Source organism: Gryllotalpicola kribbensis, from assembly GCF_039538245.1.
Taxonomy (GTDB): domain Bacteria; phylum Actinomycetota; class Actinomycetes; order Actinomycetales; family Microbacteriaceae; genus Gryllotalpicola; species Gryllotalpicola kribbensis.
Genome location: NZ_BAABBX010000001.1, coordinates 129,683 through 147,829, shown reverse-complemented (window position 1 = coordinate 147,829; position 18,147 = coordinate 129,683). Strand labels below are relative to the sequence as shown.

Genomic DNA, 18,147 nt, shown 5'->3' with positions numbered 1-18,147 from the left:
AGATCGCCCTTTCGTCCACAAGAATGAGCGTACTCATTATCGAGGAGCGCGCAACACATGCGACCTCGCTGTCGTAGGGTCCGCACGCGCACGTCCGATACGTGCGATTGACCGGTCATGAGTGTCTCCAGGCCGATCACCGCGACGGGCGCGTGCACGCCGGCTGGGAGCGGGGTGTGAATCGCCCTGGGTTTCGTTCCTATTGGTTTCCGAGGCTGGCCTCTGCCAGTTCGGGTGGTTCGTGGTCAGCGTAGAAGGCTGCCTCGACTTCTGCTGGGGTGCGGTAGTCGAGTTCGGAGTGCAGGCGTTGGTTGTTCCACCACCAGACGTACTCCAGGGTGGCGACTTCGACCTGCTCAACGGTCTTCCACGGGCCGCGGCGGCGGATCAGCTCGGTCTTGTAGAGCCCGTTGACGGCTTCGGCCAAGGCGTTGTCGTAGGAGTCGCCCACGGTTCCGGTGGAGGGTTTCGCGCCGAGCTCGAGGACGCGGTCGGTGTAGACCATGGCCATGTAGTTCGAGCCGTGGTCGGAGTGGTGGGTGAGCCCGGCAAGGTTGCCGCCGGCGCCCCACGCGGCCATCTCGAGGGCCTGCAGGGGCAGGATCTCGGCCTTGAGGGTCGAGGCGACGTTCCAGCCGACGATCTTGCGGGTGTGCACGTCAGTGATGAACGCCACATAGGCGAATCCGGACCAGGTGGCCACGTAGGTGATGTCTGCCACCCACAGCCGTGCGGGCGCCTCGGCGGCGAAGCGGCGCTTGACGAGGTCGGCCGGGCGGGCGCCTTCCGGATCGGGGCGGGTCGTGTAGATCCGCTTGGAGCGCTTCACCCCGTGGAGTCCCAGGGTGCGCATGATGCGCCCGGTCTGGTCGCGGCCGATTGCCCAGCCCTGCCGCTTCATCAGCTGGTGCATCTTGCGGGTGCCGTACACGCCGTAGTTCTCGGCGTGGAGGCGGGCGATCTCCTCGCCCAGCAGCCCGTCGCGGGTGGCGCGCGCCGACGGCGGCCGGGCTTTGGCGGCCCGGTAGCCGCGGGCGGTGAGGAACCCACAGTCCGTCGCACCCAGGGTGCGGCAGATGGCCTCGACCCCGAAACGATGCTTCATCACATCGATGAAGGCGATCATCTCGTCGTGGGGCGGCCTGGTTCCGCGGCGAAAAACGCCGACGCGGTCTTCAGGATCTCGTTGGCTCTCTTCAGCTCGGCGATCTCCCGCTTGAGCTGCTTGATCTCCGCCTGCTCGGCGGAGGTGACTCTCGGCCGCTGGCCGGAATCGATCTCGGACCTGCGGCGCCACTTGCGCAGCGTCTCGGGCCCGATGCCGAGCTTCGTGGCGACATGACGGATCGCCGCGTACTCGGTCTCGTGCTCAGGAAGCGCCTCCTCGAGCATCCTGAGCGCACGCTGCCGGAACTCCGGCGCGAACTGACGGGGCATGATTCATCCTCGCAAAGGAAGCGGAACCAAACCCAGAGCGATTCACTCTGGAGCAGAGCTGGGTGGACGTCAATCGTTCGCGGAGCCTTACGGGTCCGGTCCGAACGGCTGCCACCACCGCCGTGGCCGAGGTTGACATGGCGTCATGTTTTCGATCAGGCGCGCCCCGCCGTTATGTGCCCCGTGCGTTCGCCGGCAAGTGTCACGCCTCGATGGATGGCATTCGAGCGACCCAAGGCCCACATGCATTGAACCGCACAGGCGGGGTGAAACACGAAACATGAGGCGCCTTTGGCGCTGAATCTCGCGGTGTTAGGAACTGGCCTGTTCTTGGCGTACTGTTCTGCTGATTTGGACGGACTCTTCCCATTCGCGCATGCGTTGCAGGGCGGGTTCGCCGATGGTTCGAAAGGTGGCGTCGACGAGGCTCTCGGTGAGGGCGAGGACGGCGACGAAGGTGTCGAAGGGGGCGGCGTCGACGCGGACTGGGAGGACGATGTCGGCGTCTTCGGCGGCAGGGGAGAGCTCTTCGTCGGTGATGAGCAGGACGCGGGCGCCACGGTTCTTGGCGAGGGTGACGATTTTTCTGGCGGTGGTTTCATAGCGGCGCATGTCGAAGACGATGGCGGTGGCGTTGCGGTCGAGTCCGAAGTAGAGGGCGGCGTCGCGTCCAAGGGGTTCTTCGGCTACGGTTACCCCGCCTTGCAGCTGGTCGAGCTGCAGGCCGAGGATGCGGGCGATGTAGCGAGAGAAGTAGCCGCCGGAGATGACGATGCGCTCGGAGGCGGCGATCGTTTTGACTGCGGCGTCGAACTCGCCGGGTGGGACGGTTTCGAGCACAGTGCGGACGACTTCGGATCGGGCGATCAGAGAGCGGTCGAGGGCTGTCTCGGGGGTGGAGCTAATGCTTTTCTCGGCGCGGCTGACGGGGCTGTTGCCGCGCCCGGAGAGTTCTTGACGGAGTCGTTCTTGGAACTCGGGGTAGGTGCCGATGTCCAGGCGGGACAGCAGGCGTAACACGGTGGGGGTACTGGTGCCGGCGGTCTTGGCGAGGGATGCTGCGCTTTTCAGCCCGGCACTGGGGTAGTCGGCCAGCAGGGCGCGGGCGACTTTCTTTTCGGCGGGGCTGAGGAGATCCATGCGGGCGAAGAATTCGTCCTTGATCGTCCCGGTCACGATCGCGTCCTTCCCTCAGTAGCGCGGTCGTTGTTCATCATGTCAGTGTGATGATTTTCTCGCCGTCGCGGTAGGCGGCGAACATGGCTGGGGAGTTGTGTGCGATGACGAGGTTGCCGTGGGCGTCCGCGGCGATGAGGCCGCCGGAGCCGTCGTGGGCAGTGAGCTCGGTGTCGATGGTGGCTGCGACGGCGGCGGGGAGGGCGGCGTGGAGGTAGCGCATGCGGGAGGTGACGTCGTGGGCGACGGCTCCCTTGATGAATGCTTCGCCTTCTCCGGTGCAGGAGACCCCGGCGAGTCCGTTGCGGGCGTAGGTGCCGGCGCCGATGATCGGGGTGTCGCCGACGCGGCCGTCCGACTGGTTGACCATGCCTCCGGTTGAGGTGGCTGCGGCGATGCGCCCGGCCTTGTCGACGGCGACAGCGCCGACGGTGCCGTGGCGGGAGCCCGCCAGGAGACGGTCTCGGACATTGCGCAGCTGGCGTTGCCGGGCCTCGGTGATGAAGTAGTCGGGTTCGACGGTCTCCAGGCCCCATCCGGTGACGAGTTCCTCGGTAGGAGAGACCAGCAGGACGTGCTTGGTTTCCTCCATCACCTTCCGCGCCGCGTGGATGGGGTTGCGGGCGTGGCGGGAGGCTGCAATGGCGCCGGCCTGGCCGTCTCCGGTCATGACCGCGGCGTCGAGCTCGGCGCGTCCGGTGGCGGTCAGCGCCGCTCCCCGGCCGGCGTTGAACAAGGGGTTGTCCTCGAGGCTGGCCACGGAGGCGCAGACGGCGTCGAGGGCGGTTCCCCTGTTTTCGAGGACGGTCTCGCCGGCCCGGTAGGCGGCTTCGAGGCCCTCGCTGTAGTTCTTCTGGTCTTCCAGTGAGAGCTCTTCGACGCGGCCACCGGCGCCGGCGTGTAGGACAAGGCAGTAGCCGGTGCTGGAGGTGGAGCTGATGAGTTTCAGCTGGAGGTCGCGGCTCACCGGCCACCGGCCTGTCGGGTGATGTAGTTCACGGCGACGAAGCGCTGGAACACGTTCAGCAGGTCCTCGCCTTCGATGACGACGGTGCGGCCGTTCTCGACGGTGACGCCGCCGACCCAGGCGGCGACGTCCGCCATATCGGCGGTCTGCACGTCCAGCTCGAGCCGGGCCGGGGTGGGGATGGATGGGGTCAGGATCTGGCCGGCGGCGACCTTCTCGATCGCCGCCTTCGCGGCGGCGCGGATGCGGGCGCGGGACTCCTCCGGGTGGAGGCTGAGCGCCGAGAAGCGGGTGATGGACTCCTTGGTGACCACGTATTCTGCGTCGGGCGCGAAGGGCAGGGTCTCTTCGCGGGTGATCTGGTCGCCGCTGACCAGGGCGATGGGCACGCCGTAGTGCTGGGCCACGAGGGCGTTGATTCCGCTTTCGCCGACATAGGTGCCGTTGACGCGCCCTGCCTGAAATACCTCGGGGTTGTAGGTGTGGGACATGGCCGAGGGGCGTCCGGAGATGGAGCCGTGGTAGCCGATGAAGAAGATCGCGTCGACGCTCTCGTCCAGGCCCTGCATCATGTACATGGGCTTGTGGCGGCCGGCGAGGTAGCGGGCGTTGCCTTTCAGTGCGGCGGGGTCAAGGTTGGCCATGCGGCCGTGGGAGTCGTTGACGATGATCTCGTCGGCGCCGGCGTCCAGAGCGCCTTCGATGGCGGCGTTGACTTCATCGAGGGTGAGCTTGCAGCCGAGGGCGTAGGCGGTCGGAGTGTCCGGGCGGCACTGTGTCCAATCGACGATTCCGGCGACGCCTTCCATGTCGCATGAGATCCAGACCTTCACCGTAGGGCCTCCTTGGTCGGTGTGTTGGTGGTGGGTGTGCCGTTTGTGGCGGCGGTGGTGCGGGACGCGAAGACGTAAGGTTCCAGCTGATCGGCTTTGATGCAGGCGGCAGCGTGGTTGGGCCCGACGGCGGTCAGTGCCGGGTCGATGCTGCGGCATGCGGGAGTGGCGAGCTTGCAGCGTGGGCTGAAGCGGCAGCCTGACGGCAGGTTGATCGGGCTGGGTGGCTCGCCATCGACTTCGAAGGCGTCGTTGACGGCTCCGGCGCTCATGCGGGGGATCGAGTCGATCAGGGCGCGAGTGTAAGGGTGCTTGGGGTTGGCGAACAGTTCTCGGGTTTCTGCGACCTCGACGATACGGCCGAGGTACATGACAGCGATGCGCTGGCTGAGGTGCTGCACGACCGAGAGATTGTGGGCGATGAATAGGATGCTGATGCCGAGGTCGCGCTGCAGCTGGCTGAACAGTTCGAGGATGGTCGCCTGGACGGACACGTCGAGCGCGGAGACCGGCTCGTCAGCGATGAGGATCTCGGGGCGTGGGGCAAGGGCCCGGGCGATGGCGAGGCGTTGGCGCTGCCCGCCGGAGAACTGGCTGGGGTAGGCCGTAAGGGCATCCTCGTTCAGACCTACGACGTTCAGCAGGCGGATGCTTTCGGCGCGGATCTGGTTCCTGGGAACCACGCGGTGGAACTTGAGCAGCTCGGCGAGCATGCCGCCGACGGTGATGCGCGGGTTCAGTGATGAGTACGGGTCCTGGAAGACCATCTGGATGCGCCTGCTGGTGGCGCGGTCGCGGTTGGTGGTCACCGGGGTGCTGTCGACGTGCACGTTCCCGGCGGTGGCGCTGAGGGAACCGACCAGGATCTTGGCCAAGGTGGATTTGCCGGAGCCGGACTCCCCGACCAGGGCGAGGATCTCGCCCCTGTTCAGATTGAGGTCGATGCCGCCGAGCGCTTTGAGGGTGCCGTGGGTTTTGCCAGAGCCGACCGCATATTCCTTGCGAACGCCGATGACGGACAGGACTGCGTCGTTCATGCGACCTCCTTCTCCAGCCGGGCGCTCTCGAAGCAGGCAACGAGGCGGCCGGGGGCGACCGCCTCCAGTTCGGGCTCTACGGTTGCGCAGTGCTCGGTAGCGAAGGCGCAGCGGGGCTGGAAGGGGCACCCGGCCGGGCGGGCGGCGAGGTTGGGTGGGAAGCCGGGGATCGGGATGAGGACCCGGTCGGGTTGGTCGAAATCCGGGGCGGAGCCCAGGAGCCCCTTGGTGTAGGGGTGCCGTGGCAGCGTGAAGACTTCGGAGACGGGTCCTTGTTCGACGAGCTTGCCGGCGTACATGACGGCCAGCCGCTGGCAGGTCTGGTTGACTACAGCCAGGTCGTGAGTGACGAACACCAGTGCGGTTCCGGTCTGTTCGCACAGCTGCTCGAGCAGCTTCAGTATTTGGTGCTGCACGGTGACGTCCAAAGCAGTGGTGGGCTCGTCACACAGCAGTACCTTGGGGGAATCGGCTAGGGCCATGGCGATCATCACGCGCTGGCGCAGGCCACCGGAGAGCTCGTGCGGCCACGCGCGGGCGCGCCGTTCGGCGTCGGGAATTCCGGTGCGTCGCATCATTGTCACCGCGAGCTGGTGGGCCTGTGTCTTGGTGAGGTGCTGGCGGCGCCGTGCGCCTTCTGCGATTTGCTCGCCGACGCGCATGGTGGGGTTCAGCGCGGTCATCGGCTCCTGGAAGATCATCGCGATCTGCGGCCCCATCAGAGCGCGGCGCTGGGTGGCGGGCATGGCCAGCAGGTCGCGGCCGTTGTATTCGACGGTGCCGGAGAGGACGCTGACGCCTTTGGGGAGGAGCCCGGCGATGGCACGCAAGGTCATGGATTTGCCGGAGCCGGATTCGCCGACGATGCCGAAGCGTTCGCCGGGGGCGATCTCGAAGTTGGCCTTATCGACCAGGATGAGGGCGTCGGTCTTGGAGCGGCGCACGCCGATGGTCAAGTCGGTGACGCGTAGCAGGGAGGTGCCCGTCATCATTTCCTCCGTTCGGGGCTGATGAGGTCGGCGATGCCGTCGCCGAGCAGGGAGAGGCCGAGACTGGTGACGACCACGGCCAGGCCGGGGATGGTTGCCTGCATCCAGAGGGTCGTGATGAACTCCTGACCGTCGGAGATCATGGAGCCCCACTCGGCCGTCGGCGGTTCGATGCCGAGGCCGAGGTAGCCGAGGGTGACGATGGCCATGATGTCCATGACGATGTCGCTCATGGCGTAGATGATCGCCTGGGACAGCACGTTGGGGCCGATGTGGCGCAGCATGATGCGGGCGTGGGAGAAGCCTCCGAGGCGGGCGGCGGTGACGTAGTCCTGCTTCTTGGCGACGAGGACTTCGCCGCGCACGATGCGGGCGTAGGAGACCCAGGAGACCGCTGCAATGGCCAGGTAGATGCTGGTCTCGCCGGATCCGAGGGCGAAGACGAGGGCGATAACGATGATGTAGAAGGGGAAGGCGAAGAACACGTCGACGATGCGCATGATGATGGTGTCGAGCCAGCCGCCGAAGTAGCCGGCCAGACCGCCGAGGACGCTGCCGAATACGAAGGGGATCAGCACGGCCAGGAAGCCGATGCGTAGGTCGACGCGGGTTCCCCAGATCAGGCGGGAGAGCACATCTCGGCCGAACTTGTCGGTGCCGAGCAGGTGCTGCCAGCTGGGACCTTGGAGTGCATGCTGCAGGTGCTGCTGGATGGGATCGGCTGGGGCGATGATCGGGGCGAGGAGTGCGATGAGGATCAGGGCGCCGACGATGGCGATGCCGGAGACGAGGGTGCCGTTGCGGTACCAGGCTTTGACAGAGCGGGTGCGTCCGGCGCGGCGGCGCTGTTTGAACGCGACCAGGGCGTCGGTAGGGGTGGCGGTCATCGGCCTTCCGCCTTTCCGAGGTCGACCCTGGGGTCCAGGAGCGTGTAGACGACGTCGGTCAGGATGCCGACCAGAACGACGAACAGCGCCACGAACAAGGCGACGCCCTGGATGAGAGGAAAGTCGCGGGAGAAGATCGAGCTGACCATCAGCGAGCCCAGGCCGGGCACGGCGAAGACGTGCTCGATGATCAGGGAGCCGCCGACCAGGTAGCCGAGGTTGACGCCGACGATGGAGACGGTGGGGATCGCCGCGTTGCGCAGCACATGGATGCGGAACAGCCCCGTGCCGGAGGTGCCTTTGGAGCGGGCAGTGGCGATGTATTCGGAATCGAGCACGGTGATCATTGAGGAGCGCAGGCTACGCACGATGGTCGGGGACATCGCGATGCCCATCGTGAGAGCCGGCAAGAACAAGTAATAGAGGTGCTGCACGGCGGTATCGCCGTAGCCACCGACGGGGAAGGCCTTGATGCCGACTGCCAACAGCAGGATGAGCATGACGCCGACCCAGAACTGGGGCATGCCTTGGCCCAGCAACGTGAAGGTGCGCACACTCTGGTCGCGCAGGCTGCCGGGGCGGGAGGATGCCACCGCTGCCAGGGGGATGCTGATGACGAGTGCGATGATCAGCGCGTAACAGACCAGGGTGAGGGTGGCCGGGACGGCATTCAGCACGAGGCCGACCACGGGTTCCTGGTAAGCGAGGCTGTCGCCGAGGTCACCGCGGAACAGGTTGCCCAGGAACAGCAGATACTGCAGCCAGAGGGGCTTGTCCAGACCCATGGACTTGGTCAGCGCGGCGACCTTGTCCGGTGTGGCCTGGTTTCCGAGCAGGGCGATGGCGGGGTTACCGGGCAGCAGGTGGGCCATGAAGAAGACCACGAGCGTGACGCCGAACAGCACGGGGATGGCTTGCAGCAGCCGGAAGGGGACGAACCGCAGTCGCTGGGTCATCGTCACTCTCTCTCGTGGGCGGGGTCAGCAAGATGTGCGGCCGGAAGGTGGGGCGCCTCCCGGCCGCACAGGGTGGGGGCCGAGGTAGGTCCTATTTGGACTTCTTGACGTCTTCGAGGTGATAGTTGCCGAGCGGAGTCACCGTGAAGCCGCTGACCTTGTCGCTCGTCGCGTAGACGTACGGCGAGTAATACAGGTAGGCGAGGAAGGCATCCTGGCCCGTCTGGTCCTGCAGCTGGCTGTAGAGCTTCTGCCGTTCGTCGCTGTCGGTTGTCTGCTGCGCTTTCTTGTTCAGCCTCACGACGGCGGGGTTGTTGTATCCCGTGAAGGCCGAGTTGGAGCCACCGTCGGGGTCGACGGCGAAGCTGGTCCACTCGTCAGGATCGGGGATGTCCATCGTCCACGCTGAGAGGGTCATGTCGAAGTTGCCGGCGTTGCGGGCCTGCTTATTGGCTGTCGGGTCCAGCGTCTGGATCTTCAGAGTGATGCCGATCTTCGCCAGCTCCTGCTGCAGGATCTGTGCGATCGACTGCTGGTCGGCGTTGCCCGAGGCGATCAGGATCGAGGTGGTGAAACCGTCCGGTTTCGAGGACTGTGCCAGCTCCTTCTTGGCCTCGGCCAGGTCATAGCTGGGAGCGGTGGCATTCTTGTCGTAGTACGGGGTGCCCGGGGACAGCAGCGAGTTCGCCACGGTGCCGTTGCCGAACAGCACCGACTTGACGATGGCCTTGCGGTCGATCGCATAGGCGATGGCACGGCGGATGTGGACGTCGTTGAATGGCGCGTGCTTCTGGTTGAAGGCGAGGTACTCCTCATAGGTGGAATTGAAGGTGACCGCCTTCACGCCCGATGCGGTCTTTAGCGACTGGAAGCTCGACCAGTCCGGGGTGTCGTCGATGTCGATCTGGCCGCCCTGCAACTGAAGCTTGCGGGTGTTGGAGTCCGCGACCACGTTCCAGGTGACGCTGTCGAGGTAGGGCTTGCCCTTCTGCCAGTAGTTCGTGTTTTTCACCAGCTTGAGGGACTGGCCCTTCTTCCAGGAGCCCCACTTGAACGGACCTGTGCCCACGGGAGCCTGGTAGAACTCTGCCTTGGTCTTGCCTCCATAGTTGGCTGGGACGACGGCATTGCTGAACAGAGCAAGATCCGCCAGGAACGGCGCCCACTTGTATTTCAGCTTGATCTGCACCGTGCTGTCATCGACGACCGAGACGGTGTCGATGGCGGCGTTGATGTATCCCCAGCCGTCGTTGCCGGTGGCGGTGTCGGCGTCGATGGAAAATTTCACGTCCTTGGCGGTCATGGGGTCTCCGTTAGAGAACTTCACCCCCTTGCGCAGGTTGATCGTGTAGGTCAGCCCGTCGTCGGAGATCTTGTATCCGGTGGCCAGCCACGGCTTCACGTCCTGGCCGTCATCGGTGACCGTGAAGAGCGTCTCCATGATCTGCTCTTGCACGAAGATCGAGTTGTTGTCGAACGTCGACGTGTTGTCCATCGAGATGGCGTCTGCCGCGCGAGCGATCACCAGATCGCCGCCCGTGGCGGCCGTGCTTCCGGTGTTTGAGCCAGTGCCGCTGCCGCTACAGGCGGTCAACAGTATCGCGGACGTCACAGCCATTCCGATGGCTGCGACACGAAGCGGTTGTCTCATGGGATACCTCGTCCCTTTTCGTCAGTGGTGCTGCGGGGAATTTGCGGAAAGTATTGCCACGCAACCCTGGCACGGATGCGTACTGTTCGTTACAGTAAGACACATATTTTTCAGGAATGTTACGTTTGTTAAGCTCCTCAAAAGGTGGACATGAGCCCTGCTGGCGCCTTGCGTGTGCGTCTTCGGCCCTTTGCGAGGGAGGAAGCGCGTCTTGTGGCGTCCTGGGTGCGCAGCCCTGAAGAGCTTGCGGGCTTTCTCGGCGGCACCGAAAACTGGCCGCTCAGTGGCGAGGCGCTTCTGGACGCTATTGAGAAGCCAGAGGTGACGGCCTGGACAGCGGTCGCAACGTCTGCCCCAGAGCCTGTTCTCGGACACATCGAGCGCGTGAAGGTTTCCGAGCAGGAGGCGCGCCTGGTACGCGTGATCCTGGCACCGAGCGCCCGCGGTAAAGGACTTGCGCGGGAACTCGTCGAGGCGGCCATCGCCGAGCTCGAGAACGACGGCTTCGCAAGAGCATCCCTGTTCGTGGTGCCCGGAAACGATGCGGCGGAGCGCGCTTATCGGGCTTCAGGATTCGCAGAAGAGCCCTCGCCGCACCCGGTCTGGAAACGCATGACGCGCGCCCTGGCGCCGCGATAGAACCTGAATTGAGGGCGGAGCGGATGCCGAGGATCAGCAGGGTCTCGGCAATCGGTTCGTAACGACGATAGCCTCAATCGTTTTCAGCAATGCCTCTCCGGCTGATGATCGCCGCGTCGACGGATACCCGCCTTCTCCAAGTGGCGAACAACTGTGCTCCGATGCACTTCGAACCGTCGGGCGAGGTCGTAGGTCGTCTCGCCCTCACGGTAGAGCTGGATGAGTGACGCGACCGCTGTCTCACCGAGGCGCTTCTGCACTTGGCGCTGCTTCGTGCCCGATTCCCCGGCGGACCGGGACGAACCCTGGGCATCCGCAAGCAGCGCCCGGTTCTCGTTGGTGGCGCGCTTCCTATTTGAATAGTTCCTCAGCGGGTGCACGTTGTGTTGAGACAGCAACAGTGAGAAGCCCCGGGAAACCGGGGCTTCTCGCGTATCTGCGCCTAACCGTAGTGCATCGAGAGGTGCCGAAATACGGCGCCCGATTACCGGCTCGGCACCTGATGGCGCAAGGCTCTGCCGGGCCGCCCGGGCACCGTGGCACACTCGGCGAGATGGAGATCCCCTTCGCAGAATCCGCACGTTCGACGGTCGGCCTCGAGTGGGAGCTGATGCTCGCCGACGGCGAGACCGGCGGCCTCGTGCCCGCCGCGCCCGGCATCCTTCAGGTCCTCGACGGCGGCGAGAAGATCACCGCAGAGCTGCTCACGAACACCATCGAGCTGACCAGTGACCCGCGCGAGCGCATCGCCGACGCGATCGACGACATCCGCGGTCGCGTCGACGCCGTGCGGAGCCAGGCCGACAAGCACAACGTCCGGCTGCTGTCGTCGGGCAGCCATCCGTTCGCGAAGTGGCAGGACCAGAACATCACCGAGAAGAGCCGCTACCGCACCCTGATCGACCGGGCGCAGTGGTGGGGCCGGAACCTGATGATCTGGGGCATCCACATGCATGTCGGCGTCGACGACGGGCGCAAGGTCATGCAGATCATCGGCCAGCTGACCAAGTTCCTGCCGCACTTCGAGGCGCTGTCGGCGTCGAGCCCGTTCTGGGCGGGCGAACAGACCGGGTATGCCTCGAACCGCGCACTCGTGTTCCAGCAGCTGCCGACGGCCGGCCTCCCGTGGGAGCTTCCCGACTGGGCGGGCTTCGAGGGCTACGTCGACGACCTCATTCGCACGGGGGTCATCAGCGAGGTGACCGAGCTGCGCTGGGACATCCGCCCCGCCCCGCGGTGGGGCACGATCGAGCTGCGCGCCTGCGACTCAGTGAGCAACACCTTCGAGTTCGGCGCGCTCGCGGCGCTCGCGCAGTGCCTCGTCGAGTGGTTCTCGCGCCGTCTCGACGCGGGCGAGGAGTTCGAGCCGCTGCAGCCCTGGTACCACCGCGAGAACAAGTGGCGCGCGGCGCGCTACGGCATGGACGTCGAGGTGATCGTCGACCGCGCGGGCCGCGAGTCGAAGGTGGCCGACCACCTGCGCGAGGCGCTGCCGCAGCTCGAGCCGATCGCCGATGACCTGGGATGCCGCGCAGAGCTCGCCGCCCTGCACACGATCCTCGACCTCGGCGCCGGCTACCAGCGCCAGCTGTCGGTCGCGCAGCGCCATGACGGCGACCTCACCGCGGTCGTGAAGCATCTGATCGCGGAGTTCGACGCCGAGCGCCCGCTGCCCGTTCGGTAGCGTGGCCGCCTGATGACAGAACAGGTCAACACCAGTACGGCACCGGACGACCTCACCGCGCAGACCGTCGAGCTGCTGCGCGAGCTGATCCGCAACGCATGCGTCGCAGACGGCTCGCCCGACTCGGGAGGCGAGGCGCGCAGCGCGGCGACGCTGCAGCGCTTCTTCGAGGGCAGCGGCGTCGAGACCGAGCTCGTCGAGCCGCACCCCGGCCGCGTCTCACTCGTCGCGACGCTGCCAGGCACCGATCCCGACGGGCCGAGCCTGCTGCTGCTCGGCCACACCGATGTCGTGCCGGCCGGCCGGGGCTGGACGCACGACCCCTTCGGTGCCGAGATCGTCGGCGAGGGCGAGAGCGCCGAGATCTGGGGCCGTGGCGCCCTCGACATGCTGCACCTCACGGCCGCCTACGCGGTCGTGCTGCGCGCGCTCGCCACGAGCGGAAGGCGCCTGCGGGGTCGCCTCGTGTTCGCCGGGGTCGCCGACGAGGAATCCGGCGGGTTCTACGGCGCCCAGTGGCTCATCGCGAACCGGCCCGAGCTCGTGAAGGTCGACGCCGTGCTCAGCGAGACGGGCGGCATCCCGCTCGCCGTCGGCGGCGAGGTGCGCGGGGTCACGGTGACCGTGGGCGAGAAGGGCATGTGCGGTCGCCGGCTGCGCGTCCCGGGGCATCCCCGGCACGCCTCGACGCCGTGGGGCGCCGACAACGCCGTCATCACGGCGGCCTCGGCCATCACGCGCATCGCCGAGCAGGCCGCCACCGCGCAGATCGACGACCTGTGGCCGCAGTACGTCGCGGCGCTCGACGTGCCCGACGAGGTGCGCGCCGCGCTCACCGACCCGGAACGCATCGACGCCGCGCTGCCCGAGCTCGGGCCGATCGCGGGGCTCGCGCACGCGGTGACGCACACGACCTACTCGCCCGACATCGTGCGCGGCGGCGACAAGCTCAACGTGGTTCCGCAGAGCGCGCACGTCGACCTCGACATCCGCACCCTGCCCGGCGTGTCGGCGGCCGACGTCGATGAGCATCTGCGCACCGCGCTCGGCCCGCTCGCCGCGCGCGTGAGCATCGAGCCGCTCGGCAGCGAGTCGCCCGCGAGCCGGTCGCCGCTCGAGACCCCGCTCTATGAGGCGCTCTGCGAGGCCGTCGAGGCGGCGTACCCGGCGGCGAAGGCCGTGCCGGTGATCGCCCCGGGCGCGGCCGACAGCCGGTACTTCCGCCGGCTCGGCATCCCCGCCTACGGCTTCGGGATGTTCTCGCCGCGCTGGCGCCACGCCGACTTCCGGCACCTCGTGCACAGCGTCGACGAGCGCGTCGACATCGCGACCGTCGATCTCGCGGTGCACGCGATCGAGCGCGTCGTGCGGCGCGTGCTCGCGTAGATCCCCGGCCATCGGCGCCGCGTCGCCGTTCGTGTCGCGAAGCACCACGGTCCGGAGCCGAAAGCGGCGGGGCAACGTGACGGCGAATTGCGGCGCGCGAGACCCGTCGGCGCGCGGATGCCTAGCGTGGACCGTGACGCATTCGCCCCTCTGAGGAGATTCGATGACCACCGGCCTTGAGATCGACCCGGCGACAGCAGTCGCCCTGCCCGTCACTCAGTGGGGCGCGCCCCGCGCCTCGCGCACCGCTCTTCTGCTGCACGGGCTGAGCTCGGCGGGCGCGGTGTGGTGGCGCGTCGCCGACGGGCTCGCGGCACAGGGCTTCCGGGTCGTCGCCCCCGATCTGCGCGGCCACGGTGACGCGCCGCGCACGCTGCGCTACCCGCTCGGCGCCTTCGCCGCCGACGTGCTGCGGCTGCGGCCCGCGGCCGTGCACCCGGCTGGGAACGCAGCAGATCCCGTGTCAGAGCAGGCTGCCGTGCTGTGGGACGTCGTCGTCGGCCACTCCCTCGGCGGCGCCGTCGCCGCGCTCGCGCTCGCGAGCGACGCGGCCTGGGCGCGCACCGCCGTGCTCGTCGACCCCGCGCTGCGGCAGCCCGGCGGCACCTCGCCCGGGGCGCTCGCCTTCCGCCAGGCGACCGTCGCAGAGGTCGAGGCGCCCGACGCCGCGGCCATTCGAGCCGCGAACCCCGACTGGCACCCCGAGGACGTGCACCTCAAGGTGCGCGCGGCCCGGCAGACGAGCCGCCACACGATCGAGGGAGTGCTCGACGACACCGCCGAGTGGGATCTGCCCCCGCTGCTCGAGCGCCTCGAGGTGCCGGTCGCCGTGCTCGGTGCTGACCCGGCGCGCGGCGCGGTCGTCTCGAGCGAGCTCGGTGCGCGGCTGGCCGCGGCGAACGAGAAGCTGCGCTACACGGTCGTGGCCGGCGCGGGGCACTCGGTGCACCGCAGCCACCCCGAGCGGGTCGTCGCCGAGGTCCTCGAGCTCACCGGGGCTTCGGCGCCCGCCGCTTCCTGAGCCGGGCGCGCCGGCGCCGGCATCCGCAGATTGCTGCGCTGCGCAACCGCATATGGTTGCTTGCGTGACCATGTCGACGGCGACAGGCGCCCGCCGGCCCCCGCAGCGCGACCGGCCGCGGCTGCCCCAGCGCGGCTCGTGGTGGCGCTTCGCCCTCGCCGTGGTGCTCACCGCGCTGACCCTCGCGCCCCTGGCCGGCACCGCCTCGAGCGCGCTCGGGCTGAGCGCACTGCGCGCGCCGGGCGCGCCGGGCGGCGCCGAGGCGTGGGCCGCGATGCTCTGGCGGCAGCTCAGCGCCACCCTGACCGGCCCCGCGCTCGGCTGGTTCGAGAACAGCCTGGCGCTCGCACTCGGAACCGTCGTGGTCTGCGTGGTTCTCGGAGCGCCGGCTGGCTACGTGCTCGCTCGCGGCCGCAGCCGTGGCGTCTCGGGCTTTGCCCTGGTCATCTTCCTGCTGCAGTCGTTCCCTGCCGTGCTGACGCTCGTCCCGCTGTTCCTGCTGCTCGCGAGGGTGCACCTCATCGACGACCTGTTCGGCCTCGGCCTGGTCTATGTCGGGCTGTCGCTCTCGGTCGCGATCTGGATGCTCTCGGCCTACATCGCCACGGTTCCGATCGAGCTCGAAGAGGCGGCGTGGCTCGATGGATGCTCCGTCCTCGGCGCCTTCTTCCGCGTGGTGCTGCGCAACTGCCTGCCCGCGATCCTGTCGACGGCGATCTTCGTGTTCCTGTTCGTCTGGAACGACTACCTCGCGGCGTTCACCTTCATCCGCTCCACCGCCAACTACACGGTCGGCATCGGACTGCAGGCGGCCGGGCGGTCGCCGATCTTCGCGGTGCTCATCGCCGTTCCGCCCGTGCTGATCTTCGCGCTGCTGAACCGCTACTTCAGCCTCGGCGGCGTCAGCGGCGCGTTGAGCGCCCGCTGAGGGGCTGGCGCATGCGGGTTCCGCCTACCGTGGCGGTATGACGAACAGGCACTCGCACACGCACCCCGAGGCGGCGCCAACCCGACTGCCTCTGCGACGTTGGCCGAAGCTCGTGGTTCTTGCGCTCATCGCCGTGTGCGGCGCCGCGGCCGTGCTCGGGGTGCTGCGCTGGTGGCCAGACGCCGACCGCGTCGACAGTGTGCGCGCGCTCGTGCCGTTCGCGGTCAGCGGCACGAAGGTCGTGCACGGCGAGCTGCTCTCGGTCAACCTCGCGTGCTCCGGGAGCGAATCGGACGCCGGTATCTGCGGCGACTCGGCTGTGCACGTGCTGGACGGGCCGAGCGCCGGCACGACGCAGAACATCAGCCTGAACGCCGACGCGATCTCCACGGGGCTCCGGCCGGGCGATCGCGTGTTGCTGCTTGATTCAAGCGGGGTGAAGGGCAAGGATTCCCAGCTTCCGCTGTCGTTCTACCGGGCCGATCGCGGTTCGTCGATGGTGTGGTTCGCGGTGCTCTTCGGCGTTGCCGTCGTCGTGGTGGCCTGGCGGCGCGGACTGATGGCGCTCGTCAGTCTCGCCTTCGCAGCGGTCGCGGTGGTCGGGTTCCTGATACCGGCGCTGCTCAGCGGGGAACCGGCCGTGCCCGTCGCGCTTGCGGCATCCACGCTGATCCTCATCGTGATGCTCTACATCACGCATGGCTTCTCGATGCGCACGTCAGTCGCGCTCGCTGGCGCCCTGATCGGCGTCGGGCTTTCGACGCTTTTCGCCTGGATCGGCGTCATCGGCTGGCGGCTCGGCGGCCTCGGCGACGAGTCGGGCGAGTTGCTCAGCATGAACGTGCCGTGGGTCGACGTGCAGCACCTCGTCGTCGCCTCGGTGATCCTGGCCGGTCTCGGCACGCTCAACGACGTCACCGTGACCCAGGCGTCCGCCCTGTGGGAACTGCGCGCGGCGTCGCCGACGATGTCGCGTTGGGAGCTGTTCTGGCGAGCGATGCGCATCGGGCGCGACCACGTGGCGTCGACGGTTTACACGCTCGTGTTCGCATATCTCGGCACCGCGCTCGTCCTCATCGTCGCGGTGCAGCTGTACGGGGGAACCGCGCAGGACTTCCTGACCGCGGAAGACGTCGCACAGGAGATCGCCCGCGCCCTCGTCGGCGGTCTCGCGCTCGTGCTCGCAATGCCCGTTACGACTGCGATCGGGGCGCTTGTGGTCGCCGACGCGGCCGGTGCGCTGCCGCTGCGCGAGCCGATCGCCGAGCGCCGAGCTGCCAGCGAACTCCTGCGAATGCCGGAGGACCCGTGGGGCGCCGACTGAGGCGCGCCGCGTGAGACGACTCGAGATTCCGAAACAGCCGCGCGATTCCGAAATCTACTGTCGTCTCACGAAACCGTTCGCGGCGGCCACCGATGCGGCCAGGGCATTCGCCGCCTCGGCCAGCTCCTCTGCCGTGACCTCCGCGGTCCAGCTGAATCTGAGAGCGGCGGATGCCTCGTCGGCCGTGTACCCGAGGGCGAGCAGCACGTGCGACGGCTCGGCGCGGCCCGCCGCGCAGGCCGAGCCCGCCGAGGCGATCACCCCACGCCGCTCGAGTTCGAGCAGCACGGTCTCGCCGTTCACGCCGGGGATCACGAACGACGCGTGGCGGGGCAGGCGCTGGGTCGGGTGCCCCGTGAGCCGAGCCCCGGGCAGCTGCCGAAGCACGGTCGTCACGAAGTCCGGCCCCGGGCCACCCGAAGCGCGCGTTTGTGACGACCGGCGCTCACGCTCGAGCTCGGTGCACGCTGCCGCGAGCGCCACCGCCCAGGCCACGTTCTCGGTGCCCGAGCGCCGCCCGCGCTCCTGGCCGCCGCCGTGCAGCAGCGGCTCGAGCGGCAGCCCCGCCCGCACGAAGACCGCACCGGACCCCTTGGGGGCCCCGAGCTTGTGCCCCGAGAACGACAGGGCGTCGACACCGAGCGCGCGCACGTCGACAGGCAGGGCGGCGGCAGCCTGCACGGCATCCGTATGGAACAGCGCGCCGGCCTCGTGCGCGACGGACGCCAGCGCCGCCACATCCTGCACGGTGCCCACCTCGTTGTTCGCCCAGCCGATCGTCACAAGGGCGGTGCCGCCAGCCGGTGCGGCCAGCAGGGCGGCGCGCAACTCGTCAGGGGCCACCAGGCCTGAGGCATCCGTCTCGACATAGCTCACGGCGAAGCCGTGCACCCGCGCGAGATATGCGACGGACTCGAGCACCGCCTCGTGCTCGATGCGCGTCGTCACGACGTGGCGCCCGCGCCCCGACTCGAGCACGGCGCCGAGTGCGAGTCCCTTGATGCAGAGGTTCGCGCCCTCGGTTCCGCCGCTCGTGAAGGTCACCTCGGCGGGGCGGCAGCCGAGGAACGCCGCGCCCGCCTCGCGCGCCGCGGCCAGCCCGCGTGCCGCCGCGAGCCCCGGCTCGTGCACGCTCGAGGGGTTGCCGAAGGTGCCGGTGAGGTACGGCCACGCCGCCTCGAGCGCTGTGCGCCGCACGGGCGTCGTCGCGGCCGCGTCGAGCAGGATCATGC

At 68.0% G+C, this 18,147-nt stretch carries 16 protein-coding genes; 6 read left to right on the top strand and 10 right to left on the bottom strand.

The annotated features are described in order from the left end of the window. Positions 1 to 199 precede the first annotated feature (199 nt). From ABD716_RS00755 to ABD716_RS00715, 9 genes are all read right to left on the bottom strand, one after another. A protein-coding gene (locus ABD716_RS00755; RefSeq protein WP_425553361.1) for an IS3 family transposase occupies positions 200 to 1,437 on the bottom strand; the annotation gives its coding sequence in 2 pieces (ribosomal slippage) (positions 200 to 1,158 and positions 1,158 to 1,437; 1,239 coding nt in all). 312 nt (positions 1,438 to 1,749) lie between these two features. Then, a complete protein-coding gene (locus ABD716_RS00750; RefSeq protein WP_344772765.1) occupies positions 1,750 to 2,613 on the bottom strand; it encodes a MurR/RpiR family transcriptional regulator in 864 nt (287 codons plus the stop codon). Between the two features lie 37 nt (positions 2,614 to 2,650). Then, a complete protein-coding gene (locus tag ABD716_RS00745; RefSeq protein ID WP_344772763.1) occupies positions 2,651 to 3,580 on the bottom strand; it encodes an isoaspartyl peptidase/L-asparaginase family protein in 930 nt (309 codons plus the stop codon). Further along, positions 3,577 to 4,413, bottom strand: coding sequence for a M55 family metallopeptidase (locus tag ABD716_RS00740; protein ID WP_344772761.1), 837 nt, complete (start codon positions 4,411 to 4,413; stop codon positions 3,577 to 3,579). Before ABD716_RS00740 ends, ABD716_RS00745 begins: the two co-directional genes overlap by 4 nt. Further along, positions 4,410 to 5,450 (bottom strand): ABC transporter ATP-binding protein, encoded by a 1,041-nt coding sequence (locus ABD716_RS00735; RefSeq protein ID WP_344772759.1) that lies wholly within the window; start codon positions 5,448 to 5,450, stop codon positions 4,410 to 4,412. The genes ABD716_RS00740 and ABD716_RS00735 overlap by 4 nt, the downstream gene beginning before the upstream one ends. After that, positions 5,447 to 6,439, bottom strand: coding sequence for an ABC transporter ATP-binding protein (locus tag ABD716_RS00730; RefSeq protein ID WP_344772757.1), 993 nt, complete (start codon positions 6,437 to 6,439; stop codon positions 5,447 to 5,449). Before ABD716_RS00730 ends, ABD716_RS00735 begins: the two co-directional genes overlap by 4 nt. Further along, positions 6,439 to 7,326: an ABC transporter permease gene (locus ABD716_RS00725; protein ID WP_344772755.1), complete on the bottom strand. Its 888-nt coding sequence runs from the start codon at positions 7,324 to 7,326 to the stop codon at positions 6,439 to 6,441. The genes ABD716_RS00730 and ABD716_RS00725 overlap by 1 nt, the downstream gene beginning before the upstream one ends. Further along, positions 7,323 to 8,282: an ABC transporter permease gene (locus ABD716_RS00720; protein WP_344772753.1), complete on the bottom strand. Its 960-nt coding sequence runs from the start codon at positions 8,280 to 8,282 to the stop codon at positions 7,323 to 7,325. Before ABD716_RS00720 ends, ABD716_RS00725 begins: the two co-directional genes overlap by 4 nt. Positions 8,283 to 8,373: 91 nt before the next feature. After that, positions 8,374 to 9,900 carry an ABC transporter substrate-binding protein gene (locus ABD716_RS00715; protein ID WP_344772751.1) on the bottom strand — a complete coding sequence of 509 codons (1,527 nt, stop codon included), beginning with the start codon at positions 9,898 to 9,900 and terminating at the stop codon, positions 8,374 to 8,376. A 183-nt stretch (positions 9,901 to 10,083) separates the two neighbouring features. Between ABD716_RS00715 and ABD716_RS00710 the strand changes: the two genes are divergently transcribed. The 6 genes from ABD716_RS00710 to ABD716_RS00685 all read left to right on the top strand — a co-directional run bounded on the left by ABD716_RS00710 (position 10,084) and on the right by ABD716_RS00685 (position 16,915). Beyond that, positions 10,084 to 10,572, top strand: coding sequence for a GNAT family N-acetyltransferase (locus tag ABD716_RS00710; RefSeq protein WP_344772950.1), 489 nt, complete (start codon positions 10,084 to 10,086; stop codon positions 10,570 to 10,572). A gap of 553 nt (positions 10,573 to 11,125) precedes the next feature. Next, entirely contained in the window at positions 11,126 to 12,256 is a 1,131-nt protein-coding gene (locus ABD716_RS00705) for a glutamate--cysteine ligase (RefSeq protein ID WP_344772749.1), read from the top strand. A gap of 12 nt (positions 12,257 to 12,268) precedes the next feature. Continuing rightward, entirely contained in the window at positions 12,269 to 13,642 is a 1,374-nt protein-coding gene (locus ABD716_RS00700) for a M20/M25/M40 family metallo-hydrolase (protein ID WP_344772747.1), read from the top strand. Between the two features lie 163 nt (positions 13,643 to 13,805). Beyond that, on the top strand, positions 13,806 to 14,663 hold the full coding sequence (locus ABD716_RS00695; RefSeq protein WP_344772745.1) for an alpha/beta fold hydrolase: 858 nt from the start codon (positions 13,806 to 13,808) through the stop codon (positions 14,661 to 14,663). A gap of 70 nt (positions 14,664 to 14,733) precedes the next feature. Further along, a complete protein-coding gene (locus ABD716_RS00690) occupies positions 14,734 to 15,591 on the top strand; it encodes a carbohydrate ABC transporter permease (RefSeq protein WP_344772948.1) in 858 nt (285 codons plus the stop codon). Positions 15,592 to 15,628: 37 nt separating this feature from the next. Continuing rightward, positions 15,629 to 16,915, top strand: coding sequence for a YibE/F family protein (locus ABD716_RS00685; RefSeq protein ID WP_344772743.1), 1,287 nt, complete (start codon positions 15,629 to 15,631; stop codon positions 16,913 to 16,915). Positions 16,916 to 16,969: 54 nt separating this feature from the next. On the opposite strand, the gene ABD716_RS00680 is transcribed toward ABD716_RS00685, so the two are convergent. Next, entirely contained in the window at positions 16,970 to 18,145 is a 1,176-nt protein-coding gene (locus ABD716_RS00680) for a cysteine desulfurase family protein (RefSeq protein ID WP_344772741.1), read from the bottom strand. Between the last annotated feature and the right edge of the window lie 2 nt (positions 18,146 to 18,147).

Coding starts and splice junctions, on each gene's coding strand:
- ABD716_RS00735 (WP_344772759.1), bottom strand. CDS start 5,450: ATGAACGACGCAGTCCTGTCCGTCATCGGCGTTCGCAAGGAATATGCG.
- ABD716_RS00730 (WP_344772757.1), bottom strand. CDS start 6,439: ATGACGGGCACCTCCCTGCTACGCGTCACCGACTTGACCATCGGCGTG.
- ABD716_RS00725 (WP_344772755.1), bottom strand. CDS start 7,326: ATGACCGCCACCCCTACCGACGCCCTGGTCGCGTTCAAACAGCGCCGC.
- ABD716_RS00720 (WP_344772753.1), bottom strand. CDS start 8,282: ATGACCCAGCGACTGCGGTTCGTCCCCTTCCGGCTGCTGCAAGCCATC.
- ABD716_RS00715 (WP_344772751.1), bottom strand. CDS start 9,900: ATGGCTGTGACGTCCGCGATACTGTTGACCGCCTGTAGCGGCAGCGGC.
- ABD716_RS00710 (WP_344772950.1), top strand. CDS start 10,084: ATGAGCCCTGCTGGCGCCTTGCGTGTGCGTCTTCGGCCCTTTGCGAGG.
- ABD716_RS00705 (WP_344772749.1), top strand. CDS start 11,126: ATGGAGATCCCCTTCGCAGAATCCGCACGTTCGACGGTCGGCCTCGAG.
- ABD716_RS00700 (WP_344772747.1), top strand. CDS start 12,269: ATGACAGAACAGGTCAACACCAGTACGGCACCGGACGACCTCACCGCG.
- ABD716_RS00695 (WP_344772745.1), top strand. CDS start 13,806: ATGACCACCGGCCTTGAGATCGACCCGGCGACAGCAGTCGCCCTGCCC.
- ABD716_RS00690 (WP_344772948.1), top strand. CDS start 14,734: ATGTCGACGGCGACAGGCGCCCGCCGGCCCCCGCAGCGCGACCGGCCG.
- ABD716_RS00685 (WP_344772743.1), top strand. CDS start 15,629: ATGACGAACAGGCACTCGCACACGCACCCCGAGGCGGCGCCAACCCGA.
- ABD716_RS00680 (WP_344772741.1), bottom strand. CDS start 18,145: ATGATCCTGCTCGACGCGGCCGCGACGACGCCCGTGCGGCGCACAGCG.